The sequence below is a fragment of the Bradyrhizobium sp. BR14999 genome (assembly GCF_056106085.1).
The window spans coordinates 2,662,798-2,677,547 of record NZ_CM148536.1 but is presented as its reverse complement, the minus strand read 5'-3'; the positions used below and the strand labels follow the sequence as shown (position 1 = coordinate 2,677,547).

Genomic DNA, 14,750 nt, shown 5'->3' with positions numbered 1-14,750 from the left:
CGCCTTGGGGCGGCAAATTCAGATTTTAGGATTGCCGCATCGCATTTCGTTATGGCTCGTCTTGCGAACCATCCCGAGCTGCTGTTGGAGCCATGACGGCATTCGGACCAGTCGCGCAGTCGAATGGTCCCCACTCTTTTACAATGATTTCCAGCAATATCTTGTAGACTGCGAATGCGGCGTCGGACAAAGCAACATTGTCCGAGATGCACAACGACATCTGCTGCGACGCGGATGGCGCATTGATCCGTCGAACCCAGAGCTCGTCGACATTCGGCAACTCCTTTGCGATCGACATGGGCAGCACCGCAGCCCCTATTCCAGCGGCAATCGCCGAAGACAGGGTCGACTGCGAATGGATCTCGGCGACGATGCGCGGACGGAGTCCCGCCTCGGCGCAGACGCGCTCGACCGTCTGTCGCAGGAAGGATTCCCGATATGGAAGAAGCAGGTCGAATTGCGCGACTTCCTCGGCGGAAGCCTCCTCCGCAGGCGGCTGCTCCGCATACATGCTGCGGGGCGCGACGAGATAGAAGTACTCGCGCATCAGCGGCTTGTAATCCAGACCCGTCACCGGGCGTTCGCCATAGAGGATAGCCATGTCCATGCTGCGCTTCAGCATCATCTCGCTGAGCATGATTCCGGAGCTGTCGTAGATGTGCAGCACGATGCCGGGATAGCGTTCCCGGACCTGCAGCAGCAACGGGGTCGCCAGCAATGCCGCCGAGCTGAGCGGCGCCAAGCCAATCGTGACGTTGCCGGTCAACTCCGGCTTGTTGTCCAGAATGGTGCGTCTCGCCTCTTCGATCTGCCGCTGGATCGACTTGGCATAGCGATAGAGGATTTGTCCTGCCTCGGTGGGCTTGACGCCGCGGGCACTGCGATGGAGCAGCTTGCTCTTGAAATCCGCCTCCAGGCTCGCAATGTGCTGGCTCAGCGCCGGCTGCGCGACATTCAGCACTTTCGCCGCACTCGTCATGCTGCCGAGATCGACAACCTTGATGAAGGCCTCCAAACGTTTCGTATCCAATACGGCGCCTCCGGATATCCAGCTAGGGAGCAGTGCAGCAGCAATAGGCTGAAGCTATGGGATCAGAAGGAATTGTTCTTACCACTTGGAACCCGAGGGGCCTATAGCTAGTGCTGCACTCGTCCGCCGCTCGCGTTGCAGCCGACGTCACCAGCGGGTTGGACGGCAGCACAGGAGCCCTTTGGATGGGATTTTCGGATTATCGAACGGCACTGGTGACGGGCGCGTCCTCGGGGATCGGGGCTGCGACGGTTCGCCGCTTAAGTGCCGAAGGACTTCAGGTCCACGCCGTGGCACGCGACCCTGCTCGCCTCGGAACGCTGGCTGCGGAGACCGGTTGCCGCCCCTGCGCCGTTGACATCAGCGATCTCGATGCGCTCGCGGCCCTGGCGAAGTCGGCCGAGTTTGACGTTCTCGTCAACAATGCCGGCCAGTCCCGCCGCGGCAATATCCTGGACACCACGCCGGAGGACGTCGACGCCCTCATCGACGTCAATCTGCGCGCCGTCCTGCATCTGACGCGGCTGATCGCGCCGGGCATGGCCCGTCGCGACCGCGGCCATATTGTCAACATCTCCTCCATCGCGGGCCATTACGCGTTCTGCGGCGGAAATACCGTGTATCACGCCACGAAAGCCGGCATTCACTCCCTGTCGCAGCAATTGCGCGTCGACCTTTTCGGAACCCGGGTTCGCGTCACCGAGATATCCCCGGCCCGGGTCGAGACCGAGGTTTTCGGTCGGCTGCTTGGTGATCTGGCGGAAGCCAAGCGCCGCTTCTTCGACGATTATGATTCCCTCCAGCCCGAGGACATCGCCAATGCGATCGCATTCGCGGTTGGATCGCCGGCGCGCATGAACGTCGCCTTCATGGAAGTCCTGCCAACCCATCAGGTCGTCGGCGGCCTCAATTTTGCACAGAAGAGCCGGCCACCGGCTGAGTAATGCATGACCGCCCCAAACGCGATCGGCCGTCAACGTGGAGCGTGACCGTGGACTTCTCCAAGATCGAACAACTCGTGGATCTGGTTGCCCGCTCCTCCATCGCGGAGCTGGACCTGACGCAGGGCGGAACCCGCCTTCGCATTCTCAAGCGCTCGTCTGCGGGAGCGCAGCCGGTCCCGGCCCACCTTGCAAGCGGAAGCGACCCGCAGGCCCCTGCCTCCGACTACCAAGACAGCCCTGCTTCCGACGTCATTGCCGACATCATCGTGCCCGCGCCGATGCACGGCATGTTCTACCGGTCTGCGGCCCCGGACGAGCCGCCGCTGGTCGAGGTCGGTGCGAGGATCGAGGCCGGGCAGAAGATCTGCGTCATCGAGGCGATGAAGACCTTCATCGACATCGCCGCCGAAGAGCCCGGCGTCGTGCTCGCGATCCTTGCCGAGAATGGTGACGAGATCGCAGCGGGACAAGCGTTGTTCCGGATTGGGCCATTGGGTTCATCCTGATGTTCGACAAGGTCCTGATCGCCAATCGCGGCGAGATCGCGCTTCGCATCCAGCGCGCCTGTCGGGCGATGGGTCTCAAGACGGTCGTCATTCACTCGGAGGCGGACCGCGACGCACGCTATGTCGCACTCGCCGATCAGGCGCTCTGCATCGGGCCGGCGCCGGCGAGCAGCACCTATCTCAACGTTGCGGCGATCCTGCTCGCAGCCGAGGTCAGTGGCGCTCAGGCGATCCACCCGGGTTACGGATTCCTCTCGGAGAGTGCGGAGTTTGCCGATCGCGTCGCGCGCGCCGGCCTCACCTTCATCGGCCCGCCGGCGGATTGCATCCGGACCATGGGCGACAAAGTCGCGGCGAAGCGCGCGATGCGGCAGGCGGGCGTGCCTTGCGTGCCGGGGCCAGACAGCGCCCTGCCGGATGATCCGGCCGAAGTGCGCGCGATCGCCCGGGACATCGGATATCCCGTCATCATCAAGGCCGCCGGCGGCGGCGGCGGACGCGGTATGCGGATCGTGCGCAGCGAAGGCGCGCTGGACGAGGCGCTGGCGCTGACCCGCGCGGAAGCCAGCAAGGCCTTCAAGAACGCTGCGGTCTACATCGAGAAATTCCTCGAAAAACCCCGCCACATCGAGATCCAGGTGCTGTGCGACCAGCACGACAATCATCTCTGGCTCGGCGACCGCGACTGCTCGCTCCAGCGCAGGAACCAGAAGGTGGTCGAGGAAGCTCCCGCGCCCGGCATCGATCGCGCGCTGATCGAGCGGGTGGGCGCAAGCTGCGTCGAAGCCTGCCGGCGGATCGGCTATCGCGGCGCCGGCACCTTTGAGTTTCTCTACCAGGATAGGCAGTTCTTCTTCATCGAGATGAACACGCGCGTTCAGGTGGAGCATCCCGTGACCGAGGTGACGACGGGGATCGACATCGTCAGGGCGCAGATCCGCATCGCGCAAGGCGAGTCGCTGGGGATTGCGCAAGGCGACATCGCCCGTGTTGGCCATGCCATTGAATTCCGCATCAATGCCGAAGACCCGATCACCTTCGCGCCCTCGCCCGGCACCGTGACACGCTGGGACGTGCCCGGCGGGATCGGCATCCGCGTCGATTCCCATATCGCGGCGGGCGCCACCGTTCCCCGTCACTATGACTCGCTGATCGGCAAGCTCATCGCCCACGGCGGCACCCGTGAGGAAGCCCTGGCGCGTGCGCGCGTCGCCATGTCCGAGCTGCGTCCCGAAGGCATCCGGACCAATGTGCCGTTGCATCAGGCGATCCTCGCCGATCCGACGTTCTGCCGCGGCGGCTACGACATCCATCATCTCGAACACTGGATGAGCGCGCGGGTGGCCCCGCCATGACGACGCCGGACCGGCCGCGGATCAGCCTGCTCGGCACATCGGCCCTCCTGTTCGAGGCGCCCGGCGCGTTCGACCTGCCGCATCAGCGGCGCATCTGGTCGTTGGCTGCCAACGCGTCGAAATGGCCTGACATCCGCGAGGCCATTCCCGGCATCACCAATTTGATGCTGACTTTCGAGACCCCTCCCCGCGAGCTCGACACCCTGATCGCAGCTCTCAACGACGGCTGGGACGCGGCGGAAGGGCTCGCGGTCGGGGGCCGCGAGATCAGGCTGCCTGTCAGCTATGGCGGCGAGATCGGATCGCAGCTTCAATTCGTTGCCGATCATTGCGGCCTGTCCGTCGACGACGTGGTCTCGATCCATGCCGCCCCGCTCTACACGGTGTTCGCGCTCGGCAGCCATCCCGGCTATTGCTATCTCGGCGGCATGGACCCGCGCATCACCATGCCGCGGCGGCAGACGCCGCTGCAACGCTCCGCGGGCGGATCGGTCTCCATTGGCGGATCGCAGACCGGTGTCTCCGCATCGCCCGGGCCGAGTGGCTGGCATGCCATCGGGCATACCAACTGGACGTTCTTCGACCCGTCCTGGTCGACGCCCGCCGCGCTGGCGCCGGGCGATACGATTCGGTTCGAGATCAAACGGGTGATCCGGTGATCGAGATCCTGTCAGTCACAGGGCCCGCCAGCGTCCAGGATCTCGGCCGCTTCGACCAGTATCGCTTCGGGGTCGGCACCTCGGGGACGATGGACGATGTCGCCCTGCGCGCCAGCAACATCCTGCTCGGCAACGACGAGAACGCTGCCGGCATCGAGATCCCGATGCTGCCGTTCAAGCTTCATTTCGGCCGGGACATGGCCTTTGCGCTCACGGGCGCAGGCGTCGAGGCCGAGATCGCAGGACGCCCCATCCCGCCCTGGTGGCGCTCTCATGCACGCGCCGGAGATGTTCTGAACATCAAGACGATGTCTTCCGGCGCGCGAACCTATCTGGCCGTCAGCGGCGGCATCGACGTGCCCATGGTGCTGGGCTCGCGCAGCACGCAGTTTCGCGGCGAGTTCGGCGGCTGGCACGGACGGCCGCTGCAGGTGGGCGACATCCTGCCCTGCGCGGCGTCCACCGCTGCCATCGGCGAACTCGGGGTCGAGCCGGCCGGCATCACGCTGGCACGGCCGAACGCTGCTGCGGACGAGACCATCGTCAGGGTCGTCGTCGCCGGCGAGTATGACGGGTTCGACGCCGCCACGCAGGCGCTGTTCTGGTCCAGCAGCTGGAAGATCACGCCGCAGAGCAACCGTTACGGCTACCGCCTGCAAGGCCCCGCCGTGAAGCCGAAGGCACCGATCGAGAAGCGCTCGTACGGCATCGTCCCCGGCGTCATCCAGATTCCGCCGAACGGACAGCCGATCATCCAAATGCGCGACGCGCAGACGTCCGGCGGCTACCCGAAGATCGCAACCGTGATCCGGGTCGATTTGTGGCGCGTCGGGCAGGCGCGGCTCGGCAGCAGGTTACGCTTCGAGCAAACTGCTTACGCCGATGCGCTGAAAGCCGAAGCCGGGATGTCGGCCTATCTCGATCGGCTCAGGACCAATGTGCGCCTTGTCGAGGAGACCAGAACATGCCGATAGAGTTGACCGATATCGCGCGTCTGGCGCAGATCCTCGAAAGGTCCGGCATCGACACGATCGAAATCGAGGAGCCCGGCCAGTCCCTCAAGCTCGTCATCGACGCGAGGCCGCACGTGGCTAGCTCCCCCACGCTTTCAGCCCCCGCTGCAGACCAATCCATCATCGCCAAAGCCGACGTCCCAGGGCATTTCCTTGCAGCTCATCCCTGGCGGGACAAGCCATTCGTCGCACGGGGCCAGCGCATCGAGGCCGGGGCGATTGTCGGCCTCGTCAAGATCGGGCTCTTGTATGCGCCCATCGTGGCGCCGTCCGCCGGCACCGTCGATGCCGTGATCGCAGAGCCTGGCGCGACGGTCGGGTACGGCACACCGATTGTGCGCATCCGCCCGCTCTCCCGGAGCAGCCCGATCAATTGAGCAGGACGGTTGCGGGCGTGACTTCGCCGCCGCCCTGCTCGATCACGCGCCGCACGGTGGCAGCGATATTGACCGATCTGGGCGTGTCGCTGTGGATCAGGATCGAGCGCGCCTCGACCTTGATCGACTTGCCCTCGATGGTCTGTACGGTGCCACTGTCGAGGAAGCGCTTGACCCGTTCGGCCACAGTCTCGGTCGAGGTGATGACCGAGTTGGGAAGCTTGCGGGACACGAGGTGGCCGTTCTCGTCATAGGCGCGGTCAGCCAGGAACAGCGTCAGGATACGCAGGCCCACCTTGCGCGCGGCGCGCACGATCTCGGCGTCCGGCTGCGAGAACACGATGAAATCGCGGTTGATGGTCGCGATCGCACGGGCGACCACGTCAGCCATGTGGGGGTCGGCGTTGACCATGTTGCCCATCGCGGCGTGGAAGCTGACATGTGTTACTCGATGGCCGGCATTGGCCGCGATCGCCTGCAAGGCGCCGATCTGATAGACCATATGCTTCTCGATCTCCGAGGCGTCCATCTGGATCACGCGGCGGCCAAATCCGAGAAGGTCAGGCAGGCCTGGATGGGCGCCGACCTCGACCCCCTTCTGCTTCGCCAGGCGAACCATGCGATCCATGATGATGGGATCGCCGGCATGGAAACCGCACGCCACGTTGGCCGACGAGATGATGCTCATCAACGCCTCGTCGTCGCAGATGCGATAGTTGCCGAAGCCTTCGCCCATATCCGAATTGATGCCGATTTTCATGTTCGTACCCTACTCTTGTTATTGTTGACGTCCACTGAAAGCGCTCGATAGAGATCCGCGGTCGCACGCAATTTCGCGAGGTAGTCGTTGACGGGAACCATGGCCGCAACCGCGTGCTGGTAGCTCACCTCACTGAAGGCGATGAACGATCCCGGTGCCGCCTGACCGAGGCGCCAGACATCAGCCTGGATTACGGCCGCCATCTTCGGATAGCCACCGGCCGTATTGGCATCGCTCATCTGGATGATCGGCTCGCCGGCCGGCGGTACCTGCACGACGCCAGCTACGACGCCATGTGAGCGCATCTCGACCGGCGCATCCAATGTCAGCTTGCCGCCGGCGAGACGGTAGCCGCCCCGGTCGCTCTGGGCACTGATCCTCCATCGTGTCGACCAGAACGCCGCCTGCATCGTTTCCGAAAACAGGTCGTACTCGCCGGCCCGCATGACGCGTATCCGCAGCACACGGTCATCTGCTGGAGCGGCGCCCGCGATCGCGACATCCGGCGGCGTCACGCCGAAGTCGAAGCGGCCTTCGCTGTTGTGCGACGTACTCCCGATCGGCACGACGTCGCCCGCCTGCAAGGTACGGCCCTCGAGCCCGCCGAAGCCCCCGCGCAGATGCGTGCTGCGCGAGCCCAGCACGCGCGGAACATCGATGCCGCCGCCGAACGTCGTGTAGACCCGCGCGCCCCGCCGCGGCGCGGTGATCGCGAGAATGTCGCCGGCCCTTGCCCGCTTGCACCACCACGGACGGACAGATGATCCGGCCAGCGTCGAGACGTGATCGGCGCCCGTCAGCGCAAATGTGGTGTCCGCCTGGAAACGCAGGCGGAACGGAAACGTCTGGATCTCGATGCCGGCTGCATTGTCGTCATTGCCGAGCAGCGCATTGCCGGCGGCGAGCGCGACGGGATCCATGGCGCCGGACGTGCTCACGCCGAAACGACGTGCGCCGCGCCGACCGAGATCCTGAATCGTATTGAACGCGTAGCTGGTCAGGATCTCGATCACAGCTCGACCCGATCGATTCTGAACCTGACGCGGTCGCCCGGCAGCATTAAGGAGGGTTGCTCACGCTGTGGATCGAACATGGCGATCGACGCCCATCCGATCGCATTCCATCCGTTCGGGCTTGTCAGCGCCGCCACCCCGGTCTGCATTCCGCCGATCGTCACCGAGCCTGCGCGCATATTGAGCGTCGGCACGGATTTGCGCGGCATGTAGATGCGTGGATCGAGGCCGTAGAGATAGCCAAACCCCGGCGAACTCGCGACCGCACAGACGGTGTATTCGCATTCGCTGTGAATCCTGATGACGTCACGCTCGGACAATCCGGCGCGGCTCGCAACCGCCGGCAAATCGACGCCGAGCTCGCCGCCATAGACCACGGGAATCTCGATGAGCTTGCCGTCCGCCTTGCGAATCGGCACGCGATGCCACAGTTCGACGATTGAGGCGCTGAGCATGCCGATATCCGCCGGCGGCCGCTCGAATACGAGCATCACGTTGGTCACGCCAATGACGGCCTCCTGGACGTTGGGCCAGCTGGAAACCGCATCTGCCAGAGCCCAGATGCGTCCCTGCTGAACCAGGTCGAAGTCACCCGGCGCCTCGACCAGCATGGCAAGCGTGCCGATCAGGCTGATCTTCGGGCTTTTCTCGATCGTGCCGACAAGGGGAGCGCTGGGCTGATAAATCGACAAAGGGGCCTCGCTGGTCCAACGCGCGTGGCGCTGCCACCCTCAAATCTAGCCAAGCAACAAGAGGCGATCCAAGACGATGTTCGTCTGCGGGCATAAGGGATGTCGATTGCCCGCACACGCGGTGCCCGTCCCAGGCTTCAGTGACGGGCAATGACGTGATTGCTGGGCGCCTCCCACCGCGCGATGACCTCCTCGCCCACCGCGTATCGAAGCCCGGCCTGTTGCGACTGATTCTGCTCGAACACGATGATCTGCCCGCCGCTCGGCGTCTTGAGGTAGTAGTGACTGACGAAGCCGCGATAGATCGCCTGGTCGACCCGCGCCGTCACGCTGTTGGTGCGTTGCGCCGCCGGGCTCTGGCCGACTCGCTCGACGATGATCGCTTCGGGCCGGATCGAAACCATCACGTCGCTGGCCGACGAAGGTATCTGATCAACCTGAAGGCTGAGTTCGGGCGAGACACGAACGACCGCACCGCTCCCGTTGCGCTGCTCAATGGGTCCCTCGAACAGATTCGACGCACCGATGAACTGCGCAACGAATTTCGAGGCCGGACGCTGGTAGATTTCCGTCGCCGAGCCGACCTGCTCGAGCTTGCCATCGCGCATCACCACGATCTTGTCGGCCATCGTCAGGGCTTCGTCCTGATCGTGGGTCACCATGACGGTGGTCAGACCGAGCCTGCGCTGAAGGGCACGCAGCTCGACCTGCATGCTCTCGCGAAGGCCCTTGTCGAGCGCCCCGAGGGGCTCGTCGAGCAGGAGCATGGCCGGCTCGATCACCAGGGCGCGGCCCAATGCGACGCGCTGCTGCTGGCCGCCGGAGAGTTGCGCCGGATAGCGCTTCCCGAAGCTGGACAGCTGGACCAGGTTGAGGGCTTCGCCCACCTTCCTTGAGGCATCGGGCTTGGATATGCCGCGCATCTCGAGGCCAAAGGCGATGTTCTCCTCGACTGTCAAATGAGGAAACAGCGCGTAGTTTTGAAACAGCATTCCGACATTGCGGCGATGCACGGGAACGTCGGTCATCCTCTTATCGTTCACGAAGACGTCGCCGGATGTCGGACGGATCAGCCCGGCGATCATGCGAAGGCAGGTGGTTTTGCCGCAGCCGCTCGGACCGAGCAGCGCGACCATGTGGCCCGGCTCGATCGCGAGCGAGACTTGGTCGACCGCGACCATGCGGCCGTATTCCTTGCTGAGGCGATCAAGCCTGACTTCGGAAGATTTCATGGCATCCCCGCTCAGCTCGTGAACACCTGATTATAGCGCTCCAGCCACGGACCGCGGCGCGGAACGATGAACTTCCAGTCCGGCGTGAACAGCCCGAGATCGGTCGCCTTGGTGTCGGGATAGGCCAGGAACTTGGCCGTCTCCGGCTTGAACTCGATGCCGCCGACCGACGGTGCGCTGAGCGTCTGCTCGGATAGCATCTTGGCGACTGAGGGCTCCAGAATGCGGTTGATCAGGGCACAGGCGAGCTCCGGTTCAGGCGCATTCTTGACCAGAGTCATGCTGTTGATGCCGGTGAACGCGCCTTCCTTGGGGAAGGTCATGTCGATCGGCATGCCCTTCGCCGTGTGCGGATAGATGGCCTTCGAATATTCGATTCCGCCGATCGTCGCCTGGCCCTGGGCCACCTGGAGCACCTGCGCCTCACTGTCGTAGATCGTCAGGACGTTGGGCTTGAGGGCAGCGAGCTTGTCCCAGCCGGTATCGACCAGGTATTGCGCCTCCTTCAGCGGCTTGCCGGTCGTGAGCGCCGTCGCCACGATGAGCATCAGCACGCTCTGGGTGTTCTTGGGCGTGTTCAGCAGGATCTGCTTGCGATATTTCGCGTCGAAGATCTGCTCATAGCTCTCGAGCGGCTTCGTCACCTGCGGATTGATGAACATGGCCGCGCTCGAGATCGAGAAGCCAACGCCGTAGCCGTCCTCGAAGAGATAGCGCGGATAAACCTTCGCGAGGTTCGGAATTTTGGCTCCGTCGAGCTTGTCGACCAGGCCTTCCTGCTTGGCCTGGGGGATGCCGACGTCATCCATCATCATCATGCTGAAGCGCGGCGTGTCGCGGGTCGCGCGGAGGGCGGCGATGTTGGAGAGCGTCGCACCCTCGATCGTGAAGACGCGGCACTTGAACTCGGCCTCGAACTTGGGGATGACCTCTTTCTGGATCAGCTTGCCAAGCGCGGAGTTGTAGACGCCGACATGCAGTTGCTTGGCGTCCTGCGCCCACGACCGGCTGATGATCGTCGGAAAGGCAACCGCGGATGCACCCGCTTTGATGAGAGTCCTACGCGTCAGGCTCATGTTCAATCTCCTCTGCGAATGCACATCAAGCGGCCAGCGCGCGACGCAGGCCGACCAGTTTCTCCAGCAGCAGCACGCCGACCATCGCCATCAGGATGATGATCGTCGACATCGCGGGCACGGAAGGATCGAAGACGTTGACAAGCTGCCGCATCAGCACGAGCGGCACGGGTGAGTATTCCGAGTTCGCCAGCCACATCGTGACCGGGTAATTGTCGAAGGACACCATGAAGGCGAACAGCCCGCCGGCGGCGACGCCGGAGGCGATCTGCGGCAGCGTCACGCGCCAGAAGGTCGTCAGCCGGTTCGCCCCGAGCGTCCGTGCAGCATCCTCCAGATTTTCGTCCACGAGCTGGAGGCTGGTGACGACCGTGCGGATGACGTAGGGCGACGTTACGACCACGTGCCCGATCAGCAGATTGAGCCGCGCATCCTGGGAACCAAGCTTGGTCAGCACCTGAAGCAAAGCCAGGCCCGTAACCAGCGCCGGGAAAATCAGCGGCGACAGCAAGAACCCCTTGATCGCCGCCAGGCCGAAGAAGTGGCCGCGCACCAGCGCAAAGGCCGCCGGCACGCCGAGCAAGAGTGATCCCGCCGTCGTGCCGAGCGCCAGCAGAATGCTCAGCCTCATCGCCTCGAGGAAGTCGCGGTCCTGGAGAACCTTGGCGTACCATTTCAGCGTGAAGCTCTGCGGCGGAAACGTCACGAAATAGGAATCGGAAACCGATACCGCCATGACGAGGAGCAGCGGCGCCAGGATGAACAGCATCATTCCGGCGGTGATGGTGTAGAGGATGAAGGCACCGAAGCCGGAAAACCGCTCGTCCATCACTCGGGCCTCCTGAGACGCCGGCCTTCCAGAAGCCACATCGAGACGCCGTTGACCGCGAGAACCAGCCCGACGAGAACGACGGCAATCGCGGCGCCGAACGGCCAGTCGTAGACCACGAAGATCTGCTGCTCGATCAGATTGCCGAGCATGATCGCCGAGGCGCCGCCCAGGATCGCGGGGATGACGAACGAGCCGGCCGTGAGCGAAAAGACCAGGGTGAAGCCCGCCACGAAGCCGGGCATGCTCAACGGCAGCGTCACGCGGAGAAACACCTTCCACCACGGCGCACCCAGCATCCGGGCCGCATCTTCGAGGTTGGGATCGATCTTGCCAAGCGCCGAGGCCAGCGGCAGAACCATCATCGGGAAGAACACGTGCAGCGATCCGATGACGACCGCGGCCTCGGTGTACAGCACCGAGATCGGTGCGTCGACGATGTGCAGCGTCATCAGGATCCAGTTCAGCATTCCCTTCGGACCGTTCTGAAGCACCAATTGCCAGCCGTATCCGCGAACGACGACGCTGACGATCAGGGGAGCGATGACGATCAGGGTAATGATGCGCGTGACCATCGGACGGCTCTTGACCATCACCAGGGCGACCGGATAGGCGAGCACTGTCGCAAGCAGCGAGGTGATGATACTGATCCGCAGCGTCGTCCAGAGCACGCGTGCATAGAGCTCGACGTTGACCAGACGTGCGTAGTGCGCCAGCGTGAACGGACGGCCGATGATGCCGCGGCTATCCTGCGTCTGGATGCTCGAGAGCAGCAGCCCCAGCGCCGGATAGTAGAAGAAATAGGTCAAGAACGCCAACATCGGGACGGCGAGGAGCCCGACAGGCAACGCCAGGCGCCAGCGCGATCTCTCCCGGGCGACCGGTGGCGCTTCAACAGTCAAAACTGCCACCGCATTGTCGCTGGTGGTCATCGCTGGCCGTCCTCGACTGCGCGATACCAAGGCCTACCCCTCTTTAGAACGAAGCTTATGCGCCGGCATTCTACAGGACCAAGAACATCTTCGTTTAGGGGCATCAGGAACGATTATGACAACTGGTTCGGCATATTGCTCCGATCTTGTCCGGCGAACGCCGCTGGCTCGGCTTTCGCCCTTCGCCCGGGGGCTGTTCCCGTTGCATTCGAATGCCCGGTCAGCGCAGGCCTTCGCAGAAACTCGCGATCCGTCGGCACCCCTCCTTGAGCGATTCGGTATCGGTCGCGTAGGAAATCCGAAAGTACGGGCTCATGCCGTAGGCGCCGCCCGGTACGGCCGCGACGTGCTGCTCCTCCAGCAGCGCCGAGATGAAGTCGGCATCGGTTTCCAGCCGTCGCCCGCCCTTCGTGGTCTTGCCGATGCAGCCGGCGATGTTCGGAAACACGTAGAAGGCCCCTTGCGGCTTGTGGCAGGTGATACCGGGAATCTGATTGAGGAGCTTGACTACCAGATCGCGCCGGTCGCGATAGATGTCGGCGCGCTGCTTCAGGTAGTCCTGCGGGCCGTCCAAAACCGCGACGGCCGCGGCCTGGCTCACCGTGCAGATTCCGCCGGTCGCCTGGCCATGGACATTGTTCATCGCCGCAATCAGGTCCTTGGGGCCACCGCAATAGCCGACCCGCCAACCTGTCATGGCGTAGGCCTTGGACGCGCCGTTGACGGTCACGACGCGGTTCTTGAGCCGCGGCTCGACCTCCGCGATGGTGCAGAACTCAAAACCATCATAGGTGAGATGTTCGTAGATGTCGTCAGTGAGAATCCAGACGTCGGGGTGCCTGAGCATGACGTCGGCGATCGCGCGCATCTCCTCGCGCGTACAGGCCGCGCCGGTCGGGTTGTTGGGAAAATTCAGGATCAGCCACTTCGTCCGGGGCGTGATCGCCGCCTCCAGGTCGGCCGGACGGAGCTTGAACTGATTGTTCTCCGGACAAGGCACCGCGACGGGCGTTGCCTCCGCAAAAAGGACGATGTCCGCATAAGTGATCCAGCCCGGGGCCGGGATGACGACCTCGTCGCCGGGATTGCAGGTGGCGAGCAGCGCATTGAAGATGATCTGCTTGCCGCCGTTGGCGATCAGGATCTCGTCGAGGGTGTAGTCGAGATTGTTCTCGCGCTTGAACTTGCGCTGCACCGCGGTCCGCAGCGCGACGGTCCCCGGTTGCGCCGGATATTTGGTATCGCCAGCAAGGGCCGCCCGATGTGCGGCCTCGATCGCATGTGGCGGCGTCGGAAAATCCGGCTCGCCGGACGACAGGCCCACGATCTTGACGCCGGAGTCGCGGAGCTCGCGCGCCTTGTCCGTCATCGCCGCCGAGGCCGACACCTTCACTGTCTTGAGGCGGTTTGCGAGTTCAGGCATTGTCAGCTCCACTTCTCATTTCTTTCAAACGCGCAGCCTCGGATCGGCTCGCAAATCGCAGTTCGCCGACGACCTGGCACGTGGGTACGACCTCGATCATCGAGACGTTCATCCGCGCCGGTGATCCCACCGCGAACGCAATGGCATCGGCGATGTCCTCGGATTGAAGTGTCTCGAACGCTCCAACGAAGCGCGCATCCGGGTTGTCGGCGGCATTCTGGTTCTGGAAGATGCTCGTCGCCACACGTCCGGGCGAGACCTCGGTGACGCGAACGCAGCTGCCGTAGAGATCGACGCGCAATTGCTGCGACAGCGAATGAATGCCCGCTTTCGTCGCGTGATAGGCCGCGGATGAATTGAATGTCGTCGCGTTCTCGCCGAAAGCATAATGGCCGGCGATCGACGAGATGTTGACCACGTGGCCACGGTTGCGCCTCATCATGCCAGGCACGATCAGCCGCGTCAGATGCAGCACTGCACGCAGATTGACATCGACCAGCGTGTCGACATCATCAGCTGCGATATCAAGGATATTGCTGCGCCGCGACTGACCGGCATGGTTGACGAGAACATCGAACTCGATCGAGCCTGCAAGCCGGGTCAAAGCCGCAAGATCGTTTACGTCGACGGCGCATCCGTGGCATCCGGTCTCGGCCGACAGGCTGGCCAGCCGGCGAACGTTGCGCGCCAGTGCATGAACCTCGAGCCCCTCGGCGCGGAGGCGCCGTACGGTCGCGGCCCCGATACCCGAGGATGCGCCCGTCACCAACGCCGTTCGATAATCCGAAAGTCTCATCCGCAAGGCTCTATTGCAGTCAGCCTGAGCGATGGAAAACTACGTGCCCGGGCCGATACGGGCATAGAGCGAATTTGTTCTGCCCTCATAAGGACATCCAATATTCCTGCCGA

Annotated in this window: 16 protein-coding genes; 6 read left to right on the top strand and 10 right to left on the bottom strand. The window is 63.6% G+C overall.

Going from position 1 to position 14,750, the window contains the following annotated elements; genetic code table 11:
* Positions 1 to 49: 49 nt before the first annotated feature.
* Positions 50 to 1,030 carry a LysR substrate-binding domain-containing protein gene (locus ACR9YP_RS12295; RefSeq protein WP_474219956.1) on the bottom strand — a complete coding sequence of 327 codons (981 nt, stop codon included), beginning with the start codon at positions 1,028 to 1,030 and terminating at the stop codon, positions 50 to 52.
* A gap of 185 nt (positions 1,031 to 1,215) precedes the next feature.
* Here ACR9YP_RS12295 and ACR9YP_RS12290 point away from each other — a divergent pair, with 185 nt between their 5' ends.
* From ACR9YP_RS12290 to ACR9YP_RS12265, 6 genes are read left to right on the top strand one after another with little or no spacing between them, the layout of a single operon-like run.
* Positions 1,216 to 1,974 (top strand): SDR family oxidoreductase, encoded by a 759-nt coding sequence (locus tag ACR9YP_RS12290; RefSeq protein ID WP_474219954.1) that lies wholly within the window; start codon positions 1,216 to 1,218, stop codon positions 1,972 to 1,974.
* A 47-nt stretch (positions 1,975 to 2,021) separates the two neighbouring features.
* The gene (locus tag ACR9YP_RS12285) at positions 2,022 to 2,480 is read left to right on the top strand and encodes an acetyl-CoA carboxylase biotin carboxyl carrier protein (RefSeq protein ID WP_474219953.1); all 459 of its coding nucleotides are present in this window, start codon (positions 2,022 to 2,024) and stop codon (positions 2,478 to 2,480) included.
* A complete protein-coding gene (gene accC / locus ACR9YP_RS12280; RefSeq protein ID WP_474219951.1) occupies positions 2,480 to 3,835 on the top strand; it encodes an acetyl-CoA carboxylase biotin carboxylase subunit in 1,356 nt (451 codons plus the stop codon). Before ACR9YP_RS12285 ends, accC begins: the two co-directional genes overlap by 1 nt.
* Positions 3,832 to 4,494 carry a 5-oxoprolinase subunit PxpB gene (pxpB, locus tag ACR9YP_RS12275; protein ID WP_474219950.1) on the top strand — a complete coding sequence of 221 codons (663 nt, stop codon included), beginning with the start codon at positions 3,832 to 3,834 and terminating at the stop codon, positions 4,492 to 4,494. The genes accC and pxpB (ACR9YP_RS12275) overlap by 4 nt, the downstream gene beginning before the upstream one ends.
* Positions 4,491 to 5,468, top strand: a complete 978-nt coding sequence (locus ACR9YP_RS12270; protein WP_474219949.1) for a 5-oxoprolinase subunit C family protein — start codon at positions 4,491 to 4,493, stop codon at positions 5,466 to 5,468. Before pxpB (ACR9YP_RS12275) ends, ACR9YP_RS12270 begins: the two co-directional genes overlap by 4 nt.
* On the top strand, positions 5,459 to 5,884 hold the full coding sequence (locus tag ACR9YP_RS12265) for an acetyl-CoA carboxylase biotin carboxyl carrier protein (protein ID WP_474219948.1): 426 nt from the start codon (positions 5,459 to 5,461) through the stop codon (positions 5,882 to 5,884). The genes ACR9YP_RS12270 and ACR9YP_RS12265 overlap by 10 nt, the downstream gene beginning before the upstream one ends.
* On the opposite strand, the gene ACR9YP_RS12260 is transcribed toward ACR9YP_RS12265, so the two are convergent.
* The 9 genes from ACR9YP_RS12260 to ACR9YP_RS12220 form a co-directional block, all read right to left on the bottom strand.
* Positions 5,877 to 6,644, bottom strand: coding sequence for a 5-oxoprolinase subunit PxpA (locus ACR9YP_RS12260; protein WP_474219947.1), 768 nt, complete (start codon positions 6,642 to 6,644; stop codon positions 5,877 to 5,879). The genes ACR9YP_RS12265 and ACR9YP_RS12260 overlap by 8 nt on opposite strands.
* Complete coding sequence (locus tag ACR9YP_RS12255) at positions 6,641 to 7,657, bottom strand: 5-oxoprolinase subunit C family protein (RefSeq protein WP_474219945.1); 1,017 nt, start codon at positions 7,655 to 7,657, stop codon at positions 6,641 to 6,643. The genes ACR9YP_RS12260 and ACR9YP_RS12255 overlap by 4 nt, the downstream gene beginning before the upstream one ends.
* A complete protein-coding gene (gene pxpB, locus ACR9YP_RS12250) occupies positions 7,654 to 8,349 on the bottom strand; it encodes a 5-oxoprolinase subunit PxpB (protein WP_474219944.1) in 696 nt (231 codons plus the stop codon). The genes ACR9YP_RS12255 and pxpB (ACR9YP_RS12250) overlap by 4 nt, the downstream gene beginning before the upstream one ends.
* Positions 8,350 to 8,486: 137 nt before the next feature.
* Complete coding sequence (locus ACR9YP_RS12245; protein WP_474219943.1) at positions 8,487 to 9,581, bottom strand: ABC transporter ATP-binding protein; 1,095 nt, start codon at positions 9,579 to 9,581, stop codon at positions 8,487 to 8,489.
* Between the two features lie 11 nt (positions 9,582 to 9,592).
* The gene (locus ACR9YP_RS12240; protein WP_474219941.1) at positions 9,593 to 10,657 is read right to left on the bottom strand and encodes an extracellular solute-binding protein; all 1,065 of its coding nucleotides are present in this window, start codon (positions 10,655 to 10,657) and stop codon (positions 9,593 to 9,595) included.
* Positions 10,658 to 10,682: 25 nt separating this feature from the next.
* Positions 10,683 to 11,486, bottom strand: coding sequence for an ABC transporter permease (locus ACR9YP_RS12235; RefSeq protein ID WP_474219940.1), 804 nt, complete (start codon positions 11,484 to 11,486; stop codon positions 10,683 to 10,685).
* The gene (locus tag ACR9YP_RS12230) at positions 11,486 to 12,418 is read right to left on the bottom strand and encodes an ABC transporter permease (RefSeq protein ID WP_474219939.1); all 933 of its coding nucleotides are present in this window, start codon (positions 12,416 to 12,418) and stop codon (positions 11,486 to 11,488) included. The genes ACR9YP_RS12235 and ACR9YP_RS12230 overlap by 1 nt, the downstream gene beginning before the upstream one ends.
* Positions 12,419 to 12,638: 220 nt before the next feature.
* Positions 12,639 to 13,841 (bottom strand): pyridoxal phosphate-dependent aminotransferase, encoded by a 1,203-nt coding sequence (locus ACR9YP_RS12225; RefSeq protein WP_474219938.1) that lies wholly within the window; start codon positions 13,839 to 13,841, stop codon positions 12,639 to 12,641.
* A complete protein-coding gene (locus tag ACR9YP_RS12220; RefSeq protein ID WP_474219937.1) occupies positions 13,834 to 14,637 on the bottom strand; it encodes an SDR family oxidoreductase in 804 nt (267 codons plus the stop codon). The genes ACR9YP_RS12225 and ACR9YP_RS12220 overlap by 8 nt, the downstream gene beginning before the upstream one ends.
* Positions 14,638 to 14,750: the final 113 nt, after the last annotated feature.

Bases quoted from the DNA above. Each gene is read 5' to 3' on its own strand.
- ACR9YP_RS12225 (WP_474219938.1), bottom strand. From the start codon at position 13,841: ATGCCTGAACTCGCAAACCGCCTCAAGACAGTGAAGGTGTCGGCCTCG.
- ACR9YP_RS12260 (WP_474219947.1), bottom strand. From the start codon at position 6,644: ATGAAAATCGGCATCAATTCGGATATGGGCGAAGGCTTCGGCAACTAT.
- ACR9YP_RS12240 (WP_474219941.1), bottom strand. From the start codon at position 10,657: ATGAGCCTGACGCGTAGGACTCTCATCAAAGCGGGTGCATCCGCGGTT.
- accC (WP_474219951.1), top strand. From the start codon at position 2,480: ATGTTCGACAAGGTCCTGATCGCCAATCGCGGCGAGATCGCGCTTCGC.
- ACR9YP_RS12290 (WP_474219954.1), top strand. From the start codon at position 1,216: ATGGGATTTTCGGATTATCGAACGGCACTGGTGACGGGCGCGTCCTCG.
- ACR9YP_RS12265 (WP_474219948.1), top strand. From the start codon at position 5,459: ATGCCGATAGAGTTGACCGATATCGCGCGTCTGGCGCAGATCCTCGAA.
- pxpB (WP_474219950.1), top strand. From the start codon at position 3,832: ATGACGACGCCGGACCGGCCGCGGATCAGCCTGCTCGGCACATCGGCC.
- ACR9YP_RS12220 (WP_474219937.1), bottom strand. From the start codon at position 14,637: ATGAGACTTTCGGATTATCGAACGGCGTTGGTGACGGGCGCATCCTCG.
- ACR9YP_RS12235 (WP_474219940.1), bottom strand. From the start codon at position 11,486: ATGGACGAGCGGTTTTCCGGCTTCGGTGCCTTCATCCTCTACACCATC.
- ACR9YP_RS12230 (WP_474219939.1), bottom strand. From the start codon at position 12,418: ATGACCACCAGCGACAATGCGGTGGCAGTTTTGACTGTTGAAGCGCCA.
- ACR9YP_RS12245 (WP_474219943.1), bottom strand. From the start codon at position 9,581: ATGAAATCTTCCGAAGTCAGGCTTGATCGCCTCAGCAAGGAATACGGC.